Origin of the sequence: Citrobacter sp. 506 (assembly GCF_050434985.1) — a bacterium.
GTDB lineage: Bacteria > Pseudomonadota > Gammaproteobacteria > Enterobacterales > Enterobacteriaceae > Citrobacter > Citrobacter braakii.
The window spans coordinates 651993-676949 of sequence record NZ_JBNDJN010000001.1 but is presented as its reverse complement, the minus strand read 5'-3'; the positions used below and the strand labels follow the sequence as shown (position 1 = coordinate 676949).

28 protein-coding genes and 1 pseudogene are annotated in these 24957 nt (G+C 52.0%); 13 read left to right on the top strand and 16 right to left on the bottom strand.

Going from position 1 to position 24957, the window contains the following annotated elements; genetic code table 11:
- The first annotated feature begins 77 nt into the window (after window positions 1-77).
- Entirely contained in the window at window positions 78-1010 is a 933-nt protein-coding gene (gene punR, locus ABIE10_RS03405) for a DNA-binding transcriptional activator PunR (RefSeq protein WP_049281608.1), read from the top strand.
- Here punR and purR read toward each other — a convergent pair.
- A complete protein-coding gene (purR, locus tag ABIE10_RS03400) occupies window positions 1007-2032 on the bottom strand; it encodes an HTH-type transcriptional repressor PurR (protein WP_003832757.1) in 1026 nt (341 codons plus the stop codon). The two genes, punR and purR, sit on opposite strands and share 4 nt — an antisense overlap.
- Window positions 2033-2329: 297 nt before the next feature.
- On the opposite strand from purR, the gene cydH reads away from it, so the two are divergent.
- Together cydH and ABIE10_RS03390 are read left to right on the top strand one after the other, a co-directional pair.
- On the top strand, window positions 2330-2419 hold the full coding sequence (gene cydH / locus ABIE10_RS03395) for a cytochrome bd-I accessory subunit CydH (RefSeq protein ID WP_003029209.1): 90 nt from the start codon (window positions 2330-2332) through the stop codon (window positions 2417-2419).
- 176 nt (window positions 2420-2595) lie between these two features.
- Window positions 2596-3765, top strand: coding sequence for an MFS transporter (locus ABIE10_RS03390; RefSeq protein WP_103283845.1), 1170 nt, complete (start codon window positions 2596-2598; stop codon window positions 3763-3765).
- A gap of 40 nt (window positions 3766-3805) precedes the next feature.
- Here ABIE10_RS03390 and sodB read toward each other — a convergent pair whose 3' ends face one another.
- Window positions 3806-4387: a superoxide dismutase [Fe] gene (gene sodB / locus ABIE10_RS03385; RefSeq protein ID WP_016152988.1), complete on the bottom strand. Its 582-nt coding sequence runs from the start codon at window positions 4385-4387 to the stop codon at window positions 3806-3808.
- 127 nt (window positions 4388-4514) lie between these two features.
- Window positions 4515-5345 carry a C40 family peptidase gene (locus tag ABIE10_RS03380; protein ID WP_019076728.1) on the bottom strand — a complete coding sequence of 277 codons (831 nt, stop codon included), beginning with the start codon at window positions 5343-5345 and terminating at the stop codon, window positions 4515-4517.
- A gap of 333 nt (window positions 5346-5678) precedes the next feature.
- Here ABIE10_RS03380 and grxD point away from each other — a divergent pair, with 333 nt between their 5' ends.
- On the top strand, window positions 5679-6026 hold the full coding sequence (grxD, locus tag ABIE10_RS03375; protein ID WP_003832760.1) for a monothiol glutaredoxin 4: 348 nt from the start codon (window positions 5679-5681) through the stop codon (window positions 6024-6026).
- 54 nt (window positions 6027-6080) lie between these two features.
- Here grxD and rnt read toward each other — a convergent pair whose 3' ends face one another.
- The 4 genes from rnt to ABIE10_RS03355 all read right to left on the bottom strand — a co-directional run bounded on the left by rnt (window position 6081) and on the right by ABIE10_RS03355 (window position 9079).
- Complete coding sequence (gene rnt, locus ABIE10_RS03370) at window positions 6081-6728, bottom strand: ribonuclease T (RefSeq protein ID WP_429154723.1); 648 nt, start codon at window positions 6726-6728, stop codon at window positions 6081-6083.
- Window positions 6729-6822: 94 nt separating this feature from the next.
- Window positions 6823-7230 carry a lactoylglutathione lyase gene (gloA, locus tag ABIE10_RS03365; protein WP_003029198.1) on the bottom strand — a complete coding sequence of 136 codons (408 nt, stop codon included), beginning with the start codon at window positions 7228-7230 and terminating at the stop codon, window positions 6823-6825.
- Window positions 7231-7327: 97 nt separating this feature from the next.
- A complete protein-coding gene (locus ABIE10_RS03360; RefSeq protein ID WP_003029197.1) occupies window positions 7328-8425 on the bottom strand; it encodes an alkene reductase in 1098 nt (365 codons plus the stop codon).
- 54 nt (window positions 8426-8479) lie between these two features.
- A complete protein-coding gene (locus tag ABIE10_RS03355; RefSeq protein WP_016152991.1) occupies window positions 8480-9079 on the bottom strand; it encodes a TetR/AcrR family transcriptional regulator in 600 nt (199 codons plus the stop codon).
- 101 nt (window positions 9080-9180) lie between these two features.
- Here ABIE10_RS03355 and ABIE10_RS03350 point away from each other — a divergent pair, with 101 nt between their 5' ends.
- The 3 genes from ABIE10_RS03350 to sodC all read left to right on the top strand — a co-directional run bounded on the left by ABIE10_RS03350 (window position 9181) and on the right by sodC (window position 10972).
- Entirely contained in the window at window positions 9181-9420 is a 240-nt protein-coding gene (locus ABIE10_RS03350; protein ID WP_016156428.1) for a DUF1289 domain-containing protein, read from the top strand.
- A 49-nt stretch (window positions 9421-9469) separates the two neighbouring features.
- Complete coding sequence (locus ABIE10_RS03345; RefSeq protein WP_016152993.1) at window positions 9470-10366, top strand: aldo/keto reductase; 897 nt, start codon at window positions 9470-9472, stop codon at window positions 10364-10366.
- Window positions 10367-10447: 81 nt separating this feature from the next.
- Window positions 10448-10972, top strand: a complete 525-nt coding sequence (gene sodC, locus ABIE10_RS03340; protein WP_016156429.1) for a superoxide dismutase [Cu-Zn] SodC — start codon at window positions 10448-10450, stop codon at window positions 10970-10972.
- Here sodC and ABIE10_RS03335 read toward each other — a convergent pair.
- From ABIE10_RS03335 to ABIE10_RS03325, 3 genes and pseudogenes are all read right to left on the bottom strand, one after another.
- A pseudogene (locus ABIE10_RS03335) lies at window positions 10948-12988 on the bottom strand (FUSC family protein). The gene sodC and the pseudogene ABIE10_RS03335 sit on opposite strands and share 25 nt — an antisense overlap.
- Window positions 12985-13848: an efflux RND transporter periplasmic adaptor subunit gene (locus ABIE10_RS03330; protein ID WP_429154720.1), complete on the bottom strand. Its 864-nt coding sequence runs from the start codon at window positions 13846-13848 to the stop codon at window positions 12985-12987. The pseudogene ABIE10_RS03335 and the gene ABIE10_RS03330 overlap by 4 nt, the downstream one beginning before the upstream one ends.
- 2 nt (window positions 13849-13850) lie before the next feature.
- Window positions 13851-14087, bottom strand: coding sequence for a DUF1656 domain-containing protein (locus tag ABIE10_RS03325; protein ID WP_016156432.1), 237 nt, complete (start codon window positions 14085-14087; stop codon window positions 13851-13853).
- Window positions 14088-14279: 192 nt separating this feature from the next.
- Between ABIE10_RS03325 and slyA the strand changes: the two genes are divergently transcribed.
- Window positions 14280-14720 (top strand): transcriptional regulator SlyA, encoded by a 441-nt coding sequence (slyA, locus tag ABIE10_RS03320; RefSeq protein ID WP_019076732.1) that lies wholly within the window; start codon window positions 14280-14282, stop codon window positions 14718-14720.
- A 47-nt stretch (window positions 14721-14767) separates the two neighbouring features.
- Here the strand turns inward: slyA and slyB are convergent, their stop codons facing one another.
- Window positions 14768-15235: an outer membrane lipoprotein SlyB gene (gene slyB / locus ABIE10_RS03315; protein WP_046276343.1), complete on the bottom strand. Its 468-nt coding sequence runs from the start codon at window positions 15233-15235 to the stop codon at window positions 14768-14770.
- Window positions 15236-15509: 274 nt separating this feature from the next.
- Here slyB and anmK point away from each other — a divergent pair, with 274 nt between their 5' ends.
- From anmK to pdxY, 5 genes are all read left to right on the top strand, one after another.
- Window positions 15510-16631, top strand: coding sequence for an anhydro-N-acetylmuramic acid kinase (gene anmK, locus ABIE10_RS03310; protein ID WP_016152999.1), 1122 nt, complete (start codon window positions 15510-15512; stop codon window positions 16629-16631).
- 87 nt (window positions 16632-16718) lie between these two features.
- Window positions 16719-17048: a C-type lysozyme inhibitor gene (gene mliC, locus ABIE10_RS03305; protein ID WP_085951051.1), complete on the top strand. Its 330-nt coding sequence runs from the start codon at window positions 16719-16721 to the stop codon at window positions 17046-17048.
- Window positions 17049-17106: 58 nt separating this feature from the next.
- Complete coding sequence (gene pdxH, locus ABIE10_RS03300; protein ID WP_047500532.1) at window positions 17107-17763, top strand: pyridoxamine 5'-phosphate oxidase; 657 nt, start codon at window positions 17107-17109, stop codon at window positions 17761-17763.
- 126 nt (window positions 17764-17889) lie between these two features.
- A complete protein-coding gene (gene tyrS / locus ABIE10_RS03295; protein ID WP_049281605.1) occupies window positions 17890-19164 on the top strand; it encodes a tyrosine--tRNA ligase in 1275 nt (424 codons plus the stop codon).
- 64 nt (window positions 19165-19228) lie between these two features.
- On the top strand, window positions 19229-20089 hold the full coding sequence (gene pdxY / locus ABIE10_RS03290) for a pyridoxal kinase PdxY (RefSeq protein WP_019076734.1): 861 nt from the start codon (window positions 19229-19231) through the stop codon (window positions 20087-20089).
- A gap of 83 nt (window positions 20090-20172) precedes the next feature.
- On the opposite strand, the gene gstA is transcribed toward pdxY, so the two are convergent.
- The 5 genes from gstA to rsxG all read right to left on the bottom strand — a co-directional run bounded on the left by gstA (window position 20173) and on the right by rsxG (window position 24953).
- Window positions 20173-20778, bottom strand: coding sequence for a glutathione transferase GstA (gene gstA / locus ABIE10_RS03285; protein ID WP_429154715.1), 606 nt, complete (start codon window positions 20776-20778; stop codon window positions 20173-20175).
- A 104-nt stretch (window positions 20779-20882) separates the two neighbouring features.
- On the bottom strand, window positions 20883-22388 hold the full coding sequence (dtpA, locus tag ABIE10_RS03280; RefSeq protein WP_016153003.1) for a dipeptide/tripeptide permease DtpA: 1506 nt from the start codon (window positions 22386-22388) through the stop codon (window positions 20883-20885).
- 613 nt (window positions 22389-23001) lie between these two features.
- A complete protein-coding gene (nth, locus tag ABIE10_RS03275) occupies window positions 23002-23637 on the bottom strand; it encodes an endonuclease III (protein ID WP_016153004.1) in 636 nt (211 codons plus the stop codon).
- Window positions 23637-24329: an electron transport complex subunit E gene (locus ABIE10_RS03270; RefSeq protein ID WP_016153005.1), complete on the bottom strand. Its 693-nt coding sequence runs from the start codon at window positions 24327-24329 to the stop codon at window positions 23637-23639. Before ABIE10_RS03270 ends, nth begins: the two co-directional genes overlap by 1 nt.
- Window positions 24330-24332: 3 nt before the next feature.
- Complete coding sequence (rsxG, locus tag ABIE10_RS03265; protein ID WP_016153006.1) at window positions 24333-24953, bottom strand: electron transport complex subunit RsxG; 621 nt, start codon at window positions 24951-24953, stop codon at window positions 24333-24335.
- Between the last annotated feature and the right edge of the window lie 4 nt (window positions 24954-24957).

Sequence of the window (24957 nt, the reverse complement as noted above, 5' to 3'; positions counted from 1 at the left end):
CTGAGTGTAGTGAGTGTAATTCTTGCTGTGAAACGCTAATATTTGCTTACTGATTTCAAATTTTTTGTAGGCAGAATATGTGGTCGGAATATTCACTTGAAGTTGTGGATGCGGTTGCGCGTAACGGTAGCTTTAGTTCGGCCGCGCAGGAGTTGCACCGCGTACCCTCGGCGGTAAGCTACACCGTGCGTCAACTGGAAGAGTGGCTGGCGGTGCCGCTTTTTGAGCGACGCCATCGGGACGTGGAATTGACGCCTGCCGGTGCATGGTTTCTCAAAGAAGGCCGCTCTGTTATCAAAAAAATGCAGATCACCCGCCAGCAATGTCAGCAAATTGCCAACGGCTGGCGCGGGCAGTTGGCGATCGCGGTAGATAACATTGTCCGCCCGGATCGTACCCGACAGATGATCGTGGATTTCTATCGTCATTTTGATGATGTGGAACTGCTGGTTTTCCAGGAGGTGTTTAACGGTGTCTGGGATGCGCTGTCCGATGGGCGCGTTGAGCTGGCAATCGGCGCCACGCAGGCGATTCCGGTGGGGGGGCGCTATACCTTCCGCGACATGGGAATGCTGAGCTGGAGCTGCGTCGTGGCAAGCCATCATCCGTTGGCGTCAATGCCCGGACCGCTAAGCGACGACACGTTGCGCAACTGGCCGTCTCTGGTGCGTGAAGACACGTCGCGTACGCTTCCTAAGCGTATTACCTGGCTGCTGGATAACCAAAAGCGCGTCGTGGTGCCTGACTGGGAATCTTCTGCTACCTGTTTATCTGCAGGTCTGTGCGTGGGCATGGTACCGACGCATTTTGCCAAACCGTGGATTGATAGCGGCAAATGGGTCGCGCTACAGCTGGAGAATCCATTTCCTGATGCCGCATGTTGCCTGACATGGCAACAGAACGATACATCGCCGGCATTGAGCTGGCTGCTGGACTATTTAGGGGATAGTGAAACGCTGAATAAGGAATGGTTGCGGGAGCCCGATGAGGCTCCCGCACCACAGTCTTAACGACGGTAATCGCGGAACGGGCCGTCGGCAACGGAACGGCGCTCTACCAGGCGCGGATGAACCTCGATAGACTGCGACTCTTCACGTTTATTCACGATACGGTCTAACAGCATGTTGAAGGCCGTTTCCCCCAGTGAATCTTTAGGCTGGTGAATGGTCGTCAGAGCCGGCGTGAAGAAGCGGGCGTTGCGCACGTTGTCGTAACCGATGAGCGAAACATCCTGCGGTACGCGCAGTCCCATCTCGTCAGCGGCGCACAGCGCACCCATCGCCATGATATCGCCACCGCAGAAGACGGCGGTCGGACGATGCGACTGTGACAGAATTTGCTGCATGGCGCGATAGCCCGATTCAGGCTCAAAATCGCCCTGCACAATCCAGTTTTCAGGAACTTTAATCAGCGCTTCTTCCATCGCTTTCATAAAGCCTGCCAGACGCCCGGCTCCGGTATTACGCTCCATTGGGCCTGGGATCACGCCAATCTCACGATGACCGCGTTCTACCAGATACCGACCCGCCATGTAACCGCCTTCGAAGGCGTTATCAATGACCGTATCGGTAAAGTCGGCTTTAGCTTCGCCCCAGTCCATGACGACCATCGGAATATGGCGGTACTCTTCGAGCATCGAAAGCAGCGACTCCGGATACTCAGAACACATCACCAGCAGACCATCAACGCGCTTTTGCGCCATCATTGACAGATAAGCCTGCTGTTTTTCGAGACTGTTCCATGCGTTACCCAGAATCAGGGTATAGCCTTTCTGGAAACAGTTTTTCTCAACGGCTTCGATAATTTCAGCGAAATAGGCCGCTTCGCTGCTGGTGGCCAGCAAGCCAATAGACTTGGTGTGATTCACCTTCAGGCTGCGCGCCACGGCGCTCGGAGAATAGTGCAGCTCTTTGATCGCCGCCCAGACAGCATTACGCGTTTCTTCCGCGACAAAGCGCGTCTTGTTAATTACGTGTGATACGGTTGTAGTGGAAACGTTTGCTCGCTTCGCTACATCTTTAATTGTTGCCATTACATCTCACTCCAGACCATATCCTAAGCTCCTGAGAATACTCCAGGTAAACGTTTGCCTTAACACACCCTTAGCGCAACGTAAGGGTTGCGGCACGCCGGGAAAACGACACGGAACGTCAGGAAGGGGTCAATGGCCGGTACGCTAATCAAGTAAGCGTGGAATTTTGTCTGATCTTAACGAAAAGGGGAAGAGTTAAAAGCAGTTATCAATATAAATCGTGAGAGATTTTTGCTTTCAAGTGTGTAAAAATGCGCAATATCACTTTTTGTGTGGGAATAAAAAGGAGAAAACTTGATGAGCACCGATCTGAAATTTTCGTTAGTGACTACCATTATTGTTCTGGGTTTGATCGTCGCGGGTGGCCTGACCGCAGCGCTGCATTGATTTCCCCCGAGGGAGTTCGCTCTCCCTCATCCTTTCCGCTTGCCTTTCCCGTCGATTGTTTGCGAATAAGCAAAAGTCTTTTGCAATTTTGTTAACTTTATTAATTTTGCGATCAATGTCATGCTTTTGACTCTTATTTTATGTCGCGCCCCGGCTCGACGTTACGGAGTCGAAATATGAAACTCAATTATCCTTTACTGGCGCTGGCGATCGGCGCGTTTGGCATTGGCACCACTGAATTTTCGCCAATGGGATTATTGCCCGTCATTGCCAAAGGTGTGGATGTTTCGATTCCCGCGGCCGGAATGTTAATCAGCGCGTATGCGGTTGGGGTGATGGTGGGTGCTCCGCTGATGACATTACTGCTGTCCCATCGTGCGCGACGTAATGCGTTGATATTCCTGATGGCGATTTTCACGCTGGGCAACGTGCTTTCGGCTATTTCGCCGGATTACACCACCCTGATGTTATCGCGTATTTTGACCAGTCTGAACCATGGGGCATTTTTTGGTCTTGGCTCCGTTGTCGCTGCAAGCGTAGTACCCAAACATAAGCAGGCCAGCGCCGTGGCAACCATGTTTATGGGGTTGACCATTGCCAATATCGGCGGTGTTCCTGCGGCGACCTGGCTTGGTGAAACCATCGGTTGGCGTATGTCGTTTATGGCAACGGCGGGTCTGGGCGTCATCGCCATGGTCAGCCTGTTCTTCTCATTACCCAAAGGTGGGGCGGGAGAGCGCCCGGATGTCCGTAGCGAACTGGCGGTACTTATGCGTCCGCAGGTGCTGTCGGCGCTGCTGACGACCGTACTGGGAGCCGGGGCGATGTTCACGCTTTATACCTATATCTCGCCAGTGTTACATACGATCACCCATGCCACACCGGCGTTTGTGACCGGTATGCTGGTGCTGATTGGCGTTGGCTTCTCAATCGGTAACTATCTTGGTGGCAAACTGGCTGACCGTTCCGTCAACGGTACGCTGAAAGGCTTTTTACTGCTGCTGATGGTTATTATGCTGGCCATTCCTTTCCTGGCGCGTAATGAGCTGGGTGCGGCAGTCAGTATGGTCATCTGGGGGGCAGCGACGTTTGCGGTCGTTCCGCCGTTGCAGATGCGCGTGATGCGCGTTGCCAGCGAAGCGCCTGGATTATCATCGTCAGTCAACATTGGCGCGTTTAATCTGGGGAATGCTCTGGGTGCCGCAGCCGGTGGGGCGGTGATTTCCGGTGGGTTGGGCTATAGCTTTGTTCCGGTGATGGGGGCAATTGTGGCGGGACTTGCGCTGCTGCTGGTCTTTATCTCGGCGCGCAAACAGCCTGAAGAGGCTTTCACTACCGCGAATTAATGCTAAAACGCAGAAGGGTTCTCCTTCTGCGTCATCTTTTTTATGCTGCGAAGTTCTTCGCAACAAATTCCCAGTTTACCAGCGCCCAGAAGTTTTCCAGGTAGCCAGGACGGGCATTGCGATAATCGATGTAGTAGGCGTGTTCCCATACGTCAACGGTCATCAGCGGCGTCGCGTCGGTGGTCAGCGGTGTACCTGCATTGGATGTGGAAACGATAGCCAGTTTGCCATCCGTTCCTTTTACCAGCCAGGTCCAGCCAGAACCGAAGTTTTTAATAGCGGCATCGGTGAACTGCGCTTTGAAATCCGCAAAGCTGCCAAAGGAGGCGGCAATTGCTTCGGCCAGTTTACCGGTAGGTTCGCCTCCTGCGTTCGGTGCCAGGCAGTTCCAGTAGAACGTGTGGTTCCATACCTGTGCTGCGTTATTGAATACACCGCCTTCAGAGCTACGTACGATCTCTTCCAGTGATTTGCCTTCAAACGCCGTGCCTTTAATCAGGTTGTTCAGATTAGTCACGTAAGTTTGATGGTGTTTGCCATAGTGATATTCCAGCGTTTCGGCAGAAATGTGCGGTGCCAGAGCATCTTTGGCATACGGTAATGCAGGTAATTCAAACGACATTGCTTCTCTCCTTATTATTTATATTGAGTACACACAATAGCCTCATTGTGAGTAAGGATAGGGTAGCAAATTGAAAGGTTATGCAAAAGAAGAACTTACCCTACAGCATGTACTGTAGGGTAAGTTTTTAACGAATTGTTTTTGGCGTCATTACCCGACGAGCGCCCACATAGTGGCGCTGCCAGTAATCTTCACTCAGAGAGGTGATTTGAATTTCCTGGCCGCTGCGCGGTGACTGAATAAACTTACCGTTGCCAACATAAACGCCAACGTGATCGGCAGTTCCACGCCCCTGGGTACGGAAAAATACCAGATCGCCATTTTTCAGTTCGCCACGTTCAATCGGCGCAGCATCGCGCAGATGATACATTTCGTTCGCTGTACGTGGAATGCGGAATTTCACCAGATCTTTATAGGCGTAATAGACCAGACCGCTGCAGTCAAACCCGGTTCTTGGTGAGGTGCCGCCCCAGCGATAAGGCTTGCCGATTTGGTTCATCAGCGTGGACATGGCGGTTTTAGTGGCTTTCTGCACTTTCACTTTATGCGCGTCAGCCAGCGTCGTTGGTGCGGTGGTTTTCACTTTTACACAGCGCGGCTTATGACCTTTGCGCGGCGTGCATTTTTCAGTCCAGGTAACGGCAGCGGTTTGTGCTGCGGTGTTTTTACCACGACGGTTTGCCGTTTTAGTCGACTTTGCCGGAGCGGCAGTGCGATGTTTAGAAGAAGAAGCGGTTTTGGTGCTGGTTTTGCTGGTGGTTTTTGTCGCCGTTTTTTTGCTGGTCTTTGTTGTTTTTTGGCTGGTTGTTGCGCTTTTCTTTTTATCTACCGTTTTGATGGTGTGGGAATGGGTAGGTGTCGTCCTGGCCTGCTTGGAAGCATGAGCCATGGGCGTAAAGGGCAGTGTAGTAAAAAGTAAAGCACAGAGCGTGATCGAGATTCGGTTTATCCGCGCCACTGAGCAATCCTCTGGTAAGGCAGGTCTATCATGCCTGCGTGTGATTTTCAAAACTTGATGATTCTAATCTATAGAAAGAGGGAAAGTTAATAGCTTTTTTGTTTAAAACTACGTTTCGTAACCGACCGCAAAAAAAATCAGCAATTAAAGTTGGCGTTGGTGAATGAATAATCAAATCCACAGGCTTTAAGGGGATAAATGAGATTGTGAATGCAACTTTTGGCGTCAGGGGATAAAATAATAACGCGTAATGAAAATGTTATTTTCCGTTGCCTGTCTGACCCGCTACAATGTCAGACTACTGCCGTAAAAGAAGTTTAAGGAAGCAAGATAATGAGCACCACTATCGAAAAAATCCAGCGCCAGATCGCTGAAAACCCGATTCTCCTGTACATGAAAGGTTCCCCTAAACTGCCAAGCTGCGGTTTCTCCGCTCAGGCTGTGCAGGCGCTGTCCGCCTGTGGTGAACGCTTTGCTTATGTTGATATTCTGCAGAACCCGGATATTCGCGCCGAGCTGCCGAAATACGCAAACTGGCCAACCTTCCCGCAGCTGTGGGTTGATGGTGAGCTGGTTGGTGGCTGTGACATTTTGATCGAAATGTACCAGCGCGGTGAGTTGCAGCAGCTGATTAAAGAAACAGCGGCGAAATACAAAACCGAAGAGCCGGACGCTGAATAATATCAGCGTAAATAAAAAAGCGACCTCGTGATGGTCGCTTTTTTTATCGGTCCGTTATGCCTCTTCAGGCACGGGAAGAGGCCAGCCGCCGAGACGTTTCCAGCGGTTAACAATTTCGCAAAACAGCACGGCCGTCCGTTCGGTGTCATACAGCGCCGAGTGCGCCTGAGTCCCGTCAAATTCCATTCCTGCCGCCAGGCACGCTTTCGATAACACAGTTTGCCCCAGAGACAGGCCGCTTAAGGCCGCAGTATCAAAGGTGACGAATGGATGAAATGGATTACGTTTGAGCGAGGCGCGTTCTGCTGCGGCCATCATAAAACTGTGGTCGAACGTAGCGTTATGCGCCACCATGATCGCCCGATTGCAGCCGCTGTCTTTAATGCCTTTACGCACCATTTTAAAGATGGCATGCAGAGCGTCATATTCGCTGACCGCGCCGCGTAGCGGATTGTTGGGGTCAATTCCGTTAAAGGCGAGGGCTTCCGGCTGCAAATTCGCGCCTTCAAATGGCTCTACGTGGAAATGTAACGTCGTGTCCGGCATCAGCCAGCCTTGTTCATCCATTTTCAGTGTGATGGCTGCGATCTCAAGCAGCGCATCGGTTTTGGCATTGAACCCTGCGGTTTCGACATCAATGACGACAGGATAAAAACCACGAAAACGGTCACACAGACCGGGAAGTTGAGCGTTATCGGACATCTGGGTCTCTTAATACGGGAAAATTGCAGCGCGTATTATGGCAAAATGATGAGTATAAAACTACGGGCACAGACGATCTGCGCCCGTGGGGAGGTTAGTCGCCCAGGCCGCGCCCGGCGTCTTTCTCTTCGATCAGTTCAATTTTGTAACCGTCTGGATCTTCAACGAACGCGATTACGGTGGTGCCGCCTTTTACCGGACCCGCCTCACGCGTGACGTTACCGCCATTCTGACGAATACGTTCACAGGCTTCGGCTGCGTTGTCTACGCTCAGGGCGATATGGCCGTAGGCAGTGCCCAGCTCATACTTGTCGACACCCCAGTTATAGGTCAGTTCGATCACGGCTTCGCTGGTTTCAGGGCCGTAGCCGACAAAGGCCAGAGAGTATTTGTATTCAGGGTTTTCGCTGGTACGCAGCAGCTTCATGCCCAGCACGTTGGTATAAAACTCGATGGAACGCTGCAGGTCACCCACGCGCAGCATGGTATGAAGTAAACGCATCTTTTTCCCCTTCGAAAATGGCTAATACATTCAAAATGTTGTTTTAGTATAGCGGCGTTGTTACGCCGCTATCAATGGCAGAACGGAGTTTGTGACGTTAGAGGGTAGGATAATCGGTGTAACCTTCCGCGCCGCCGCCGTAGAAGCTTTCGGCACGTTGCGGATTCAGCTCCGCTTTACGCTGCAGGCGCGCAACCAGATCCGGGTTAGCGATATAGGCGCGACCAAAAGCAACGGCGTCGATCAGGCCCTTCTCGATCAGTGCTTCTGCTTTTTCAGGTGTGTAGGCACCCGCACCAATGATCGGACCGTGGAAACGTGCACGAACTTTTTCGCGAAACGCATCGGAATACGGCTCGCCGCCAGCCCAGTCCGGCTCAGACATATGCAGGTAAGCGATTCCGCGCTTGCCCAGTTGTTCAATCAGATACAGCGCATCGGCTTCTTCGTTCGGCCCGTTGTCAACGTTCTGGAATGAGCCAATCGGAGATACGCGAATACCAATGCGATCGGCACCCCATTCTTTAATACCGGCATCGACAACTTCCAGCACCAGACGTGCACGATTTTCGACGCTGCCGCCGTACTGATCGGTACGCTGGTTAGACGTTGGCGACAGGAACTGGTGCAGCAGATAGCCGTGAGCGGAGTGCAGTTCAACCATGTCGAAACCCGCTTCGCGCGCGTTGGCAATCGCCTGACGGAAGTCATTAACGATGCCAGGAATTTCTTCAGTTTCCAGCGCACGCGGCATTGAGGTATCCGCACGCGTTGCCAGACCATTTTCATCACGAAGCGAGGTCCGGGTTCCGGCGCTAATCGCGGAAGGTGCGACCGGTGCCTGACCGTTGGGCTGCAGACTGGCGTGAGAGATGCGCCCGGTATGCCACAACTGGACCGCAATATGACCTTGCTCCGCATGTACGGCAGCGGTGATTTTTTTCCATGCGGCAATTTGCGCTTCGCTGTGTAAGCCGGGTGCCCCCGCATAGCCTTTCGCCTGCGCGGAAATCTGTGTAGCTTCACTGATGATAAGACCCGCGCTGGCGCGTTGACGGTAATACTCGGCCATCAGCGGAGTAGGGATGTCGCCAGGCTCAATGCTGCGCAGACGCGTCAGTGGCGCCATGAATACGCGGTTTGCTGCCGTAATAGCACCCACTTTCAGTGGGGAAAAAAGTTTTTCAGATGACATATGGCACTCCTGAATAGACCGGTCGTCTAGTAATAAAAGAAATAAAAACGCCTGTTAAACGGCAGGCGTAGTAATGATGGTTTTAACGTGCGCCAGCGCATTTTCCAGCGGGGTGGCGCTACGAGAAATCTTGGCCTGCAGGTTGGCGCCCAGCCACAGCGCATACAATACCTGCGCCTGCTGTAACGGCTCGCCAACAAAGGACAGACAATGGTTTGCCTGACCTTTCTCCAGCGCCTGCGCTAACAGCGCAATAATGTGCCGCGCGCCTTTATCCATCGCCGTGCGCATATCTTCTGACAGATCGCACACTTCGGCAGACAGTTTTACGGTTAAACAACCGCTGATAATGCCGTGCTGGCTAAACTGGTTCAGGGTTTCCTGATAGTAGGCCAGAATACGGTCGCGATAGTTTCCTGCCCCCGTATCAAAGTGCGTAGCCAGTCGCTGATGATAGGCCGCATAGTGGCGTTCCAGCATCGCAACACCGAACGCTTCTTTAGAGCGAAAATAGTGATAAAACGAACCTTTGGGGACTTCAGCGGTTTTCAGTAGTTCGCTTAAGCCCATGCCGGTGAAGCCGCGCTGCATACACAGCAGTTCGCCCGTCGCCAGCAGATGTTCGCGTGTATCGTGTTCAGTGATTTTGTTCATGGGAAGGAGTGTAATAGACCAGTCGGTCTAATGCAATAGCGCTTGCGAGAAATTCAGTTAACGTCTTCAATAGGTATATCAATCTTACTAAAGGAGGGGATGTGGCCGAACAGCTGGAGTTTTTCCCCGTCCAGAGCCCATGCCGTGGAATATGTCAGTCTGACGAGCGCGGTTTTTGCCGCGGCTGTTTTCGCAGTCGGGATGAGCGTTTTAACTGGCAAAAGATGAGCGATGCCGAAAAGCAGGAAGTGCTACGGCTTTGTCGTCAGCGCCTGATGCGTAAATTACGAGCAAACAAAGCCAACCCTTCGGAAGAACCGCAACAACCTTCACTCTTTTAAAAGCGTAATTGCGTATACTCGATGCACATTCACTTATAAGGAAGCTGCTATGGTTCAGCGTATTACTATTGCGCCGCAAGGTCCGGAATTTTCTCGCTTTGTAATGGGGTATTGGCGCCTGATGGACTGGAATATGTCCGCGCGCCAGCTAGTCAGCTTTATTGAAGAACATCTGGACCTGGGCGTTACCACCGTCGATCACGCCGATATTTACGGCGGATACCAGTGTGAAGCGGCGTTTGGCGAGGCACTGAAGCTGGCCCCGCATCTGCGTGAAAAAATGCAGATTGTTACCAAGTGCGGGATCGCCACGACGGCGCGCACGGAAAATGCGTTGGGTCATTACATCACCGACAGCGCGCATATCATTGCCAGTGCGGAAGCATCGTTGAAGTTACTGGCGACCGATCATATTGATTTGCTGCTCATCCACCGTCCCGATCCGCTCATGGATGCTGACGACGTCGCTGACGCGTTCAAAAAATTGCACCATAGCGGAAAAGTGCGTCACTTTGGCGTATCTAACTTCACCCCGGCACAGTTCTCACTGCTGCAATCGCGTCTGCCGTTCACGCTGGCGACTAACCAGGTTGAGATCTCACCGGTACATCAGCCGCTCCTGCTGGATGGTACTTTAGATCAACTGCAACAACTGCGCATTCGTCCGATGGCCTGGTCCTGCCTCGGCGGTGGTCGTCTGTTTAATGACGATGCGTTCCAGCCATTACGTAATGAACTTGCCACAATCGCAGAAGAGTTAAACGCGCAGTCCATTGAGCAGGTGGTGTACGCCTGGATTTTACGTCTGCCGTCTCAGCCGTTGCCGATTATTGGCTCAGGGAAGATAGAGCGCGTACGCGCTGCCGTTGAGTCTGAGTCATTGAACATGTCTCGCCAGCAGTGGTTCCGTATTCGCAAAGCCGCGCTGGGTTACGACGTACCGTAATCGCGTTTTTGACGCTTCTCCGTTCAAATTTGTGTCACTGGTTTACACTTATCAATCAGACACCTTTCGGACGGAGGTCTTATGAAGCGTTTGAGTTTGGCCATTATTACTCTACTCGCCTGTGCAGGTGCGCAGGCTGCAAGTGAAGAAAAAGTGACGATGAATCTGGTAACGTCGCAAGGCGTCGGCCAGGCGATTGGTACGGTCACTATTGCTGAAACCGGGAAAGGGCTGGAGTTTACGCCCGATCTGAAAGCGCTGCCGCCGGGTGAACATGGCTTCCATGTCCATGCGAATGGCAGTTGCCAACCGGCGATTAAAGAAGGAAAAGCCTCAGCCGCGGAATCGGCTGGAGGCCATTATGATCCGCACCAAACCGGCAAGCACGAAGGCCCGGAAGGCGCAGGCCACATGGGCGACCTGCCGCTGCTGGTGGTGAATAACGACGGTAACGCCACAACACCGGTCATTGCGCCGCGGCTGAAAACGCTCGATGAGGTTAAAGGCAAAGCGCTGATGATCCATGTCGGTGGCGATAATATGTCCGATCAACCAAAACCGCTTGGCGGTGGCGGAGCGCGCTACGCCTGTGGCGTTATCAAATAATCAATTGCCTAGCGTACCCGGCGGAGGCGCCTGTTCGAGCTGCGAAAGCGAGCAGTGTAGTCGCCAGATAAGCGCCGACAGTTCCTGCGCCGCAGGTTGATGATGGTGGGCGAGCGTGTCGCAAATACGCTGTAGCTCACTCAGCGTGGCATTCAGCGGTCGTTGCTGGACGCCGCGCTCACTCATTACGTCGCGAAGCAACGAAATACACACGTCTCTGACGCGAGCCAGAGGATCTGAACGCACCTCCCAGGTGCGCAGTTGCCACACCACGTGCGAGCAGTTCAGCAAGACAACCCCCCAACGCAATAGCCAGCGTCGCGCCAGGGCATCCTGACTGTTGCTGAGCTGGCTGACGTGGTGATAGGTCAGCGACTCAAATTCGTTTTCGCTGAGCGAGGGATGTCGGCTGAGCTGATCGACAAAATCCCGGCGCAGGGCGCGAATATGGCGGCGGCCTTTCCGCGCATCCGATCCAGGCCGCAGAATGGCGAATGCCAGCCACGATAGCGCCACGCCGGTGATTTTCGCCATATTGTCATTCAGGAAATCAGCAAAATCATAAACCGGTGGATTAGTCACCGCGATAAACGATCCCATAAACACGATTAGCTGTCCCCAAAGACCCGCCAGCGCGGGCATTTGCAGCTTCAGGAGTTGCATGGTAGCGAGCAACGGGAAGAGAAACAGAATGAATTGCCAGAGGTCAGAGATTTGCACCATCAGGCCAAACTTAACCACAAAGCTAAACAGCGACAGCAGAACCAGCGTGCGCATCAGCAAAGAAAGCGACTTGAACGGCGTGGCTACGGCAGAATACAGCACGCTGCTGATGGCCGCGAGCGTTAGTGCGCCAGAGCCTGATTCCCATTGCGCGCCAATGCTCCATGCGCCGATAAGCATCAGGGTACAGAACGTACGCAATCCGCTCCAGAGAGCTTCCGCATTATCGGTATGACGGGCAAGTCCTGGCGTGCGGGCGATAGTAATACGCTCGGCGGTAACGCCATTTTCCAGTAAATGCAGATAATGACTGCTGCGTAAGTACAGCCGACAAAAATAACGCAGTCGTTGCCAGAAGGCGACGTGCCGATAGTCGCGCGCATCGAGAGGACGCAGGGGGGCGATAATACGCGCGACGGTGTAGGTGTCGGTATTGGATTTGACCAGCTCGCTGAGCAGTTGTTCGATGATTTCCCGGGTATTAGCCGGGGGAGTGGGCCAGTTCAGGAGCATCCTGCGCAGACTGGAGATCACGCTGGTCATACGTAACTGCTGATGCAACAGCGAATTGAGCAACGCATTTTGACGGCGAAAACGATAGTGACTCCAGAACGCCTGAATACGCAGCAGGTTCATGGTAAGAATCTGACCGATAACACCTTCATGAGCTGTGCGAATCGCATCTGTTGTCTCCGGTTGCCAGAGTAAGCTGGCATGCTCCAGTAAACGCGAATGCATGTTTTTCAGCGCGGTAAGCAGCGTAGTGCCATCGGAGGTGCTGGGGAGGATCATCATCATCATGCCGCCGCACAGGATACCGACGATGACCTCGCATACGCGGGCCTGAGCGATATCCCACAACTGCGTAATCTCTATGGTATTGACCATGGGAAAAGCAATGATCGCCGCCGTATAACCGGCCAGTTGAAAGGCATAGGCGACGTTATTGGTGAAATGCGCGCATGCCCAGGTACAAAAACCGATCCACACTGACATGCTCAGCAAAAACAACCACGGCTCATTGAGGGTATGACCGGCAATAATCAACGCGGCGGTGGCACCCAGCAAGCTACCCGCAACACGACCCAGACTTTTGCTGATAACCCCGCCGACGGTGGGAAAGCTGACCACTGCCGCCGAGGTCATCGCCCAGTAGGGCTCATCCAGATTCAGGTAATAGGCGAACGTTAACGCCAGACACATCGCAATGGTATTTCGCAACGCATAACGCCACTGCGCTACCGTGGCTTTAAACCACGGCCAATGGCCTGGCATCAGGTGGGACAGTTTCATTTACGCTGGCCGATAGACACGCTGCAGGTCGTACCAGAAACCAGGGTGACATCCTGCGGCAGAGCGTCGAATTCGATGCGGACCGGAACGCGTTGGGCCAGACGCACCCACGGCACATTGGGTTTGATGTCGGGAATCAGACCGGAATCGCTTTCCACACTTTGGTCGTAGATGGCGCGACCAATACTGGATACGTGACCCTGTAACTTTATGTTGCCGCTGTAGAGCGTGATAACCGCAGGTGCACCTTCACGAATGTTGCGCAATTTGGTTTCTTCAAAATACCCCATCACATAGAAAGAGTGGCTGTCGACAAGGGCAAACAGGGGCTTACCGGTTGAGGCGTAGTCTCCAGTACGAGTTGAAAGGTTGGTGACCCAGCCCGCTACGGGCGCTTTGACCACCGTCTGCGTCAGTTGCCACTGTGCCTGGCGCAGGCTGGCCTCGGCTGCTTCAACGCTGGCCTGCATGGCTTTCACGTTGAGGTTAGCAGTATCCAGATCTTCGGCTGAGATATAATTTTGCGATAAATGACGGCGGCGGTTGGCTTCGTTATTGGCTTTCGCCAGATCGGACTGTGCCTTCGCCAGCTGCGCTTGCGCATTTAGTTCAGCAATGTGAAACGGCGTCTTATCGATGATAAAAAGGACATCGCCTTTGTTCACAAACTGGTTATCTTTTATATTGAGTTCGCTAATGCTGCCTGAGACCTGCGGCGTGATGCTGACCTGCTCAGCACGCACTTTGCCATCACGTGTCCAGGGCGATTGCATATAGTAATTCCACATCCACCATCCGGCGAAAACTGCGATGGCAGCGACTATAATGGTGGAGAAGTATTTAATGGTTTTAAGCGACATAATCACCACACAATCAGCATTACAAAGGCCAGACATACGCAAAGCGTAAAGAGTGACAGATCCATTAACAGGGGATGCCAGATTTCGCCGGAGTAAATCCAGTCGCGTAGCAGGCGATGAACAACCAGCCAGAGAATAAATCCTGCTACAAACGCCTTGAAAACAGGAGGGAAGTAGACAGATGCTCCGATCATTAAATCTTGTAGGGGCAATCCTGTTGCATTAAACATAAACTTCACGGGCAAAATCCTTGGCGGAAGAGAGCATTGCTATAGGTTTAGCAAAAAAGAGACAATGAGTCTCTGTAACGCATAATGTCTGAAAAAATGTCAGCCGGTAAGCAAATTTGGCAATACATTTGTTTTGGGAATACAAATGCTGCACACTATTCTAAAATCAGCATAATAACTTAGCAAGCTAATTATAAGGAGATGAAATTGGAATCGCCATTAGGTTCTGATCTGGCACGGTTGGTGCGCATTTGGCGTGCTCTGATTGACCATCGCCTGAAACCTCTGGAGTTGACGCAGACGCATTGGGTTACGCTGCACAACATTCATCAATTGCCGCCTGATCAATCGCAGATTCAGTTGGCTAAAGCGATTGGCATCGAGCAGCCTTCGTTGGTACGCACGCTTGACCAGCTGGAAGAAAAGGGACTCATTTCACGACAGACTTGCGCCAGCGATCGTCGGGCAAAGAGAATTAAACTGACAGAAAAAGCAGAGCCGCTGATTGCAGATATGGAAGCGGTTATCAACAAGACGCGTGGAGAAATTTTGGAAGGGATTTCAGCTGAGGAAATTGATCTGCTGATTAAACTGGTCGCCAGACTGGAACACAATATTATTGAACTGCAGTCACAGGGCTGAAACGATAAGATGACGTGTGGCCAGAGCCTGACCACACGTGAATTCGATTAGCGTGGAGACACGGTAACCTGGCTGCCGTTGTTAGCCATAACAACGCGCTGGCCAGCTGAGAACTTGGTCGCACCCTGTTTCTGAACCACCATGATGGTATTACCGTCGTCCTTACGGATTTCCAGTTCTACACCCTGGGTTTTATTCATCGCACCTTGTACGCCTTGACCCGCTACGCCACCGGCAACTGCGCCAGCCGCCGTGGCTAATGAACGACCCGTACCGCCGCCGACGGTGTTACCCAGGAACCCGCCGAGTACCGCACCACCAATTGCGCCAATCACGTTTGCGTCATCGCCACCCTGGATTTGCACCGGACGAACATGAACAATTGTACCGTAGGTAACGTTCTGAACTTGTTTCGCTTCGGATGCGGTGTATACGTCGCCTGAAAGGCTATCATTGTTAACGCAGCCCGCCAAAGACACACCCATTAATGCAACAATCAGCACACGTTTAATCATTTACAAATCTCCTTTAACACCACGAAACGCTAATAAAGCACCCTTCATGGCTAAATTATATGGCACTTGTGAGCCTAAGGTCACATGTTCTACTGGAACAATATGAAAATCTTAACCGAAATCGGATATACCGAGTATAAACGAATCATTCATATAATTGATGTAATAAAGCGTCCATTGTAATGATTAGCCCTCAAAAATCATTAAGGAAGCATGGCATTAGTCGGCACTTTATGGTTGAGTGTCAAGGCTAATTTGCTTAAAAGGATGACATATGAAATCGGGCCGTTTTATCGGTGTAATGTCTGGAACCAGCCTTGATGGTGTCGATGTTGTGCTGGCGACAATAGATGAAACGATGGTTGCGCAACAGGCGAGTCTGACCTGGCCTATCCCTCTCCATATAAAGCAGGCGATCCTGGATATCTGTCAGGGGCAGCAGCTTACGCTATCGCAGTTTGGCCAACTTGACGCACAGCTCGGTTATCTGTTTGCCGAGGCGGTGAATGCGCTGTTGGCACAGGAAAAATTGAAACCGCAGGAGATCGTTGCGATTGGCTGTCATGGGCAAACCGTGTGGCATGAACCGACGGGAATTGCGCCGCACACGCTGCAAATTGGCGACAACAATCAAATCGTCGCGCGTACCGGGATAACGGTGATCGGCGATTTTCGTCGCCGCGATATTGCTCTCGGCGGGCAGGGCGCGCCGTTGGTTCCCGCTTTTCATCAGGCGCTGTTGGCTCATCCAACGGAGCGGCGGATGGTGCTAAACATCGGCGGAATTGCCAATCTGTCTCTGCTTATCCCACAGCAACCCGTTCGCGGTTACGACACCGGGCCGGGCAATATGCTGATGGATGCCTGGATCTGGCGGCAATGCGGCCAACCCTACGACAAAGATGCGCAGTGGGCCACATCGGGAACGGTGATCCTGCCTTTACTGCAAAATATGCTTAACGATCCTTATTTTTCTGCGCCTGCGCCGAAAAGCACTGGCCGCGAGTATTTCAATTATGGCTGGATAGAACGTCATATGGCGCAGTTCCCGGGAATAAGCCCGCGGGATGTGCAGGCGACGCTTGCCGAACTGACGGCCGTGACCATTTCCGAGCAGGTCTTGCTAAGCGGAGGCTGTGAACGGCTAATGGTATGCGGCGGCGGCAGCCGTAATCCGCTGCTGATGATGCGTCTGGCGGCATTATTGCCAGGGACAGAGGTCACTTCAACCGATGAGGCTGGGATCAGCGGCGATGATATGGAGGCCCTGGCTTTTGCCTGGCTGGCGTGGCGAACGCTGGCGGGATTACCGGGAAATCTGCCTTCCGTGACCGGCGCATCAGAACCGAGCGTTTTAGGGGCGATTTATCCTGCTAACCCACGAACTCAGAGTTAACTGAAATTATTCAGCGCCATATGTCGATAAACTAGGGATATTAGGGAGGGTGCCATTACCCTCCAGGACCAGGAAAGTCTTCAGGATATGGCTATGAAAAAACTGTTGTTAGTGTGTCTGCCGGTACTGCTTAGCGGGTGCAGCGTGTACAACCAATTTGTCGAGCGTATGCAAACGGATACGCTTGAATACCGCTGTGACGAAAAACCGCTTACCGTGAAGCTGAACAATACCCGTCAGATGGCGAGTTTTGTTTATGATAATCAGCTATTGAACCTCAAACAGGGCGTGTCGGCATCAGGTGCTCGCTATACCGATGGTATTTACGTCTTCTGGTCTAAAGGCGACGAGGCAACGGTCTATAAACGAGACAGAATTGTGCTAAATAACTGTCAGTTACAGAACCCGAAGCGTTGAGATTTTCACCTGGGCGGCGCACAATAGCGTCACCCACTGACAATCCGTAGCCAACATCATGTCTGATAACGACGAATTGCAGCAAATCGCGCATTTGCGCCGTGAATACACGAAAGGCGGTCTCCGCCGCCGCGATCTTCCCGCCGAGCCCCTTGCGCTGTTCGAGCGCTGGCTGGGGCAAGCCTGTGACGCCAAACTGGCCGATCCCACAGCGATGGTCGTTGCTACCGTCGATGAAAACGGTCAGCCTTATCAGCGTATCGTGTTGCTCAAACATTATGATGATAAAGGGCTGGTGTTCTATACCAACCTCGGTAGCCGTAAGGCACATCAGATTGAGAAAAACCCACGCATCAGCCTCCTGTTTCCCTGGCATACGCTGGAACGGCAGGTGATGGTGATCGGCAAGGCTGAGCGCCTGTCCACGCTGGAAGTGGTGAAATACTTCCACAGTCGCCCACGTGATAGCCAGATTGGCGCCTGGGTCTCTAAGCAATCCAGTCGGATCTCCGCGCGCGGTATTCTGGAAAGCAAATTCCTCGAACTGAAGCAGAAGTTTCAGCAAGGGGACGTTCCACTGCCCAGTTTCTGGGGAGGCTTTCGCGTGAGTATTGAGCAGATGGAGTTCTGGCAGGGTGGCGAAAACCGTCTGCACGATCGTTTTTTATACCAACGCGAAGATAACGCGTGGAAAATTGATCGCCTGGCCCCCTAAAGATGCAAAATTCTTGTTTTAAGCGCTGGTGCTGAACAATCCGGCGCTTTATTCTATGTTTCTTTCGCATCAGGCGAAAAGTCGTGTACCGGCTAAGGTGCAGTCGTTTTATACATGGAGATTTTGATGGCAAGCAGTAACTTGATTAAACAATTGCAAGAGCGGGGGCTGGTGGCCCAGGTGACGGACGAGGAAGCGTTAGCAGAGCGACTGGCGCAAGGCCCGATCGCGCTCTATTGCGGCTTCGATCCTACCGCTGACAGCTTGCATTTGGGGCATCTGGTTCCATTGTTATGCCTGAAACGCTTCCAGCAGGCAGGCCATAAACCTGTCGCACTGGTGGGCGGCGCAACCGGTCTGATTGGTGACCCGAGCTTTAAAGCCGCTGAGCGTAAACTGAATACCGAAGACACCGTGCAGGAGTGGGTGGATAAAATCCGCAAACAGGTTGCACCGTTCCTCGATTTCGACTGTGGCGACAACTCGGCGATTGCTGCGAACAACTATGACTGGTTTGGCAGTATGAATGTACTGACTTTCCTGCGTGATATCGGCAAACACTTCTCCGTTAACCAGATGATCAACAAAGAAGCGGTGAAGCAGCGTCTGAACCGTGACGATCAGGGGATCTCTTTTACCGAGTTTTCTTACAACCTGCTGCAGGGTTATGACTTTGCCTGCCTGAACAAACTGCACGGTGTTGCGCTGCAGATTGGCGGTTCTGACCAGTGGGGCAACATTACTTCGGGTATCGATTTGACCCGTCGCCTGCACCAGAACCAGGTGTTTGGTCTGACCGTTCCGTTGATCACTAAAGCTGACGGCACGAAATTCGGTAAAACGGAAGGCGGCGCTGTGTGGCTGGATCCGAAGAAAACCAGTCCGTACAAATTCTACCAGTTCTGGATCAACACCGCCGATGCGGATGTTTATCGCTTCCTGAAATTCTTCACCTTCATGGACATTGAAGAGATCAATGCGCTGGAAGAAGATGATAAAAATAGCGGTAAAGCGCCGCGCGCCCAGTATGTTCTGGCTGAGCAAGTAACGCGTCTGGTTCACGGCGAAGAAGGGCTGGTAGCGGCAAAACGTATTACCGAAAGCTTGTTCAACGGTAATCTGAGCGATTTGAGCGAAGCGGATTTCGAACAGCTGGCGCAAGATGGCGTGCCGATGATCGAGATGGACAAAGGTGCCGATCTGATGCAGGCGCTGGTGGACTCCGAGCTGCAACCTTCCCGCGGCCAGGCACGTAAGACTATCGCGTCTAATGCGGTGACCATCAACGGTGAGAAGCAATCCGATCCGGAATATTTCTTCCAGGAGAGTGATATCCTGTTCGGGCGCTACACCTTACTGCGCCGTGGCAAGAAGAACTATTGTCTGATTTGCTGGAAGTAAGATTTAGTTAGCAGGGGCGTGGGAAACTACGCCCCTTTATTTTTTCAGGGTTGTGGTAAGTAAAATGAAGAATATCCTCGCCATCCAGTCCCACGTTGTTTTTGGTCATGCGGGCAACAGTGCAGCAGAATTTCCAATGCGTCGCCTTGGCGCAAATGTCTGGCCGCTGAATACCGTTCAGTTTTCTAACCACACACAGTACGGCAAATGGACCGGTTGCGTTATGCCGCCGAGTCATCTGACTGACATTGTCCAGGGTATTGCCGATATCGATAAACTCCAGACTTGTGACGCAGTACTGAGCGGCTATCTTGGCTCGGCTGAACAGGGCGAGCATATTCTGGGTATTGTACGCAAAGTAAAAGCGGCCAATCCGCAGGCGAAATATTTTTGTGACCCGGTGATGGGCCATCCGGAAAAAGGGTGTATCGTCGCGCCGGGCGTAGCGGAGTTTCATGTACGCCATGCGCTTCCGGCCAGCGATATTATCGCCCCGAATTTGGTTGAGCTCGAAATTCTGTGCGAGCATGCGGTGAATAATGTCAATGAGGCCGTGGCGGCAGCGCGTGAGCTCATCGCTCAGGGACCAGAAATTGTGCTGGTGAAGCATCTGGCTCGCGCGGGTATCAGCGCAGATCGTTTCGAGATGCTGTTAGTTACTGCTGAACAAGCGTGGCATATCAGCCGACCGTTAGTCGATTTTGGCGCTCGTCAACCGGTTGGCGTGGGTGATGTCACCAGCGGCTTATTGTTGGTTAAACTGCTGCAGGGCGCGTCTTTACAGCAGGCGCTGGAGCACGTGACGGCGGCGGTGTACGAAGTGATGATTGCCACCAAAAAAATGCACGAGTATGAGCTGCAGGTCGTGGCTGCGCAGGATTGTATCGCGAAGCCTGAACACTACTTCAGCGCGACGCAGCTATAACCAATGCCCTATGGCGCTCACGCTTATCGGGCCTGCGTTTGGCTGTAGGCCGGGTAAGCGCAAGCGCTACCCGGCAACAACAATTAATTTAACCCTTCTGCTTTCAACGCCGCGGCAACCGCCGGACGTTCAGCCATACGCGCCATATACGCATCGATATTGCTTAACCCTGCCATATTCAGCTTAACCGCATAGGCCCAACGCAGCACGGTGAACAAATAGGCGTCCGCAATGCTGAAGCGCGAACCGCAGATCCATTGGTTATCTTGCAGCGCGTCGTTCACATACTGCATTTTTTTCTCCAGCAGCGCGCGAACGGTTGGCTTGAAGTCTTCCGGCGTATCGGGACGGAACAGTGGGGTAAAGCTTTTATGTAGTTCTGTCGCAATGTAGTTAAGCCATTCAATTGTTTTGTAACGGGAGAGGCTGCTGGTCGGGGCAAGGAGTTGACGGTCTGGAACGGTGTCCGCCAGGTATTGCATGATGGCGACGCCTTCGGTCAGTAGCGTACCGTCATCCAGCAGCAGCGCGGGAACTTGCCCTTTTGGGTTTACCGCGAAAAAATCATCGCCGTTTTCCAGACGCTTCTTCATCAGATCAACACCATCCAGCGTGAAATCTTTACCGCTCTCACGAAGTGTGATGTGGGAAGCAAGAGAACAAGCGCCCGGTTTGTAGAACAGTTTCATCGGTAACTCCTTTTGGCTGAGGTATATCGTATGGTAGTGCTAGCTCAGGCAAAAAAAAAGCCGCTAACACCAGTTAGCGGCCTGAAAAAGAGTTTCCCTGAGAATTACGCTGTCGCGGCCTTAGAGGCTTTCTCATTGACGTCATCGTCCTGAGTCATACGATTCAGTTTCGGTGCCGTCAACAGCATCAGAACAGCGATAACAGCCGTAGCAACACCAATCTGCAGGAACACACGACCGTAGACTTCAAGGGACATCAGCGGGTCAGTGACGTTCTCTGGTACAGCCATCATGTTGGCTACGTAACCACCGATGATGTTTGCACCGGCAGTGGTCAGGAACCAGCTACCCATGATGAAGCCCATCAGGCGTTGCGGAACCAGCTGAGCCACCATTGCCAGACCCAGACCGGAGATCATCAGTTCACCGATACTTTGCAGACCGTAGCAGATGATCAGCCAGTTAACGGAAACGATGCCCGCATCGGTAGCGAATTTAGCACCCAGCGGCAGGATCAGGAACGCACCGGAACACAGCACCATACCAATCGCAAACTTGGTTGGCATCGGCAGGGTATCGCCCATCTTGTTATAGATAGCGGCGAGGATTGGGCTACCAATGATGATCCAGAACGGGTTCAGTGCCTGGTACTGCTCAGGTTCGAAAGCAATGCCAAGAATAGAGTGCTCAACGTTACGAATCGCGAAGAAGTTCAGTGAGGTCGGCATCTGGCTGTACAGCACGAAGAAGATAATCGCTTCCAGCATCAGAATGAAGGCGACGATCATTTTACGACGCGCAGCACCGTGCATGGTGAATGCTTCTTTACCGAAGATAAACACGATACCCAGAGCAATGACGCCCAGAACCATACGAGCGATCTGCTGGTTGTGCAGCAACCAGGTTGCAATCGCGATCAGTACCACGACGCCAACAATAGTCAGCAACAGGTTACGGAAGTTGATCGGCTCAAAGTCAGGTTTAGAACCGTACTGTTTAACCCAGCGCTGACAGAATGCGAAGTTAACAACGGTAATCAGCATACCCACGACGCTCAGAGCGAACGCGGTGCTCCAGCCGTAATGCGCAGCTAACCACGGTGTTGCCAGCATAGAGAAGAATGAACCGATGTTGACGGACATGTAGTACATGGTAAATGCACCATCAAGACGCGGGTCATCTTTGGCATAGCAGGTAGAGAGCAGGGATGATGGGTTTGCTTTAAACAGGCCGTTACCGACCGCGATGGCCGCCATGCCCATATAAACGATGCCCGCATCGTGACCAGACCATGCTACCAACGCATAACCGATGGCCAGGACAACGGCACCCAGCATAATGACACGTTTTGTACCCAGAACTTTATCACCTAACCAGCCGCCAATGGCAACCAGACCGTACACCAGGGCGCTAAAGGACGAGAAAAGGGTGATGGAATCCGCTTCTGACATACCCAGTTGTTTAACCAGGTAGACGGCCATAATTCCTTGCAGGCCGTAATAACCAAAACGCTCCCACAGCTCAATAGAGAAAATGAGATAGAACGCTTTTGGTTGTTTGAAGGCGTTTAAACTCACGCTTTCTGTTGGTTTATTGTTTGCAGTAGACACTTTTACCTCTTTTTTTACATCCCATATCAACGGGGGTGTTCAGGCACGTGATGAGTCAAGTTCATCCGTCCGATTGTTATAGTGGGAGGGGAAACGGCAAGTAATGTTCACTATCTTGACCATTCAGACAAGTGGTTTGTAATAATCTGTTACATATATCATGACTGGTGAAATCGTCGGGACTGTGAAATGTTATCTAGCGTTAAATTTCTTCATTTGAAAAATGGCAGATTTTTACACTGTTTAATCAGGGTAAAAACCGCAATGTGGCGATATGTTCTGCTATTTGCGCTTGAATCCAGTGATATAGGCCATTATCTGAAAAATAGCCAGTGTAATGTTTTGTTTAGAAACTGTTCAGTTAGGTCATCTGATTGTCACTTTAACTAAAAAATAAATATTTTTTAACATTGTGTTATCTGGATGATCTGGATCACGTATAGATAGAAATTTCTTTTACTAAAAAAACGATTAACCTGCTCAGGTGTTAATTAACAAGAATATTGCATTAGATATGCGCGGTTGAACGGCATCATTGTCGGGAAAATAAACTCAGGGGAGTGCATAACTAATCGTTATGTTAGCGAGGGGCAAGCAGTATGCCCCGGCAGCATCAGATATCGACTTTCTCTTTGAATTCGCAAAGATCTTCGATAATGCAGGAGCCGCAGCGCGGCTTTCTGGCTATGCAGGTGTAGCGGCCATGAAGAATTAACCAGTGATGGCAATCGACTTTAAATTCACTGGGTACGACTTTCAGCAGCTTCTCTTCAACCTGCTCAACGTTTTTACCCGGGGCGAACTGGGTACGATTACAAACGCGAAAAATATGGGTATCTACGGCAATAGTGGGCCAGCCAAAGGCGGTATTTAACACCACATTAGCCGTCTTTCGCCCAACCCCGGGCAGGGCTTCTAATGCGGCCCGGTCTTCAGGCACTTCACCATTATGTTGCTCCAGCAGAATGCGGCAGGTTTTAATCACGTTCTCCGCTTTGCTGTTAAACAAACCGATTGTCTTGATGTAGGACTTAACCCCTTCAACGCCAAGCTCCAGCATCGCGGCTGGCGTATTGGCGATGGGGTAGAGCTTGGCCGTCGCTTTATTGACGCTGACATCGGTGGCCTGCGCGGAGAGCAAGACTGAAATCAGCAGTTCGAACGGCGATGTAAAATTAAGTTCGGTTGTCGGATGCGGATTGTTCTCACGCAGGCGCGTCAGTATTTCCAGCCGTTTTGCTTTGTTCATTACACATTCCCTGTTTCACCAGCCGGACTGTCCGTGACAGCCGCCTCGGCACGACGTTTCTTCATTTTCTCATCAATCAGATACTTAACTGCCAGCATCAGACCCAGGCCAATAAACGCGCCTGGTGGCAGCATGGCCAGCAGAAACGGCGTATCGGTATGAAAGATCTCAACGCGCAATACTTTGGCCCAGCTACCCAACAAACCGTCTGCGCCATCAAAGAGTGTACCGTTACCAATTATTTCACGTAGCGAGCCCAGAACAAACATGGCGCCAGTTGCGCCCATGCCGATGGAAAAACCATCGAGTGCGGATAGCGCAGGGCCTTTTTTGGCTGCGAAGGCTTCAGCGCGGCCAACAACAATACAGTTGGTCACAATCAGCGGGATAAAGATGCCCAGAGACTGATACAGGCCAAAAGCGTAGGCATTGATCAACATTTGCACCGCGCTCACCACGGAGGCGATGATCATGACATAAATCGGAATACGAATTTCAGGCGGTGTCCAGCGACGAAGGGCAGAAATCGTCAGATTCGTCAGCGTCAGGACGAGCGTAGTCGCGAGTCCCAGGCCCAGCGCGTTAGTGGCGGTCGAGGTGACGGCCAACAGCGGACACATCCCGAGTAACTGCACAAGCGCGGAGTTATTTTTCCATAACCCTTGGACAATAACGTCTTTAATTTCGCTCATGGTTTATTCTCCACAGGCGCTAAGTTGAGGAAGTTGCGCGGGCAGCGTCTGCGCATACAAACCGGCACGTTTTACTGCATTAACTACCGCACGCGGCGTAATGGTTGCGCCAGTAAACTGGTCAAAGTCGCCGCCGTCTTTTTTCACCGCCCAGTGAGCGTCGTTACCCGCAGCGATCGTTTTGCCGCTAAAGTGGGTGATCCAGTCGGACAGTCGCAGTTCGATTTTATCGCCCAGCCCTGGCGTTTCATGATGTTCGGTCACCCGCGTACCCAACACGGTACCCGAAAAATCGACACCAACCAGCAGTTGAATAGCCCCGGAATAACCATCTGGCGCCGTAGCTTCAAGAATTGCTGCAACAGGACGATCGTCCTGGCGGGCAATATACACTCGGTGAGTGCCTTTGCCCAACGCCTGCGCATCGACCAGATAACAACTTTCGGACAAGTTATTATTGTAGCGATCGCCTGGCAGAACCTGATCGAACAGCGTTTTTTGCTGCAGCGCGGCTTGTTCATCAATGGTGGACTTGGTTAATTGATTGATTGCCGCGGTTAACCCCGTCGAGCCCGCTGCAAACAGCGCCAGAGTAATACCGTGTTTACGAATCGTTTTCAGCATAGGG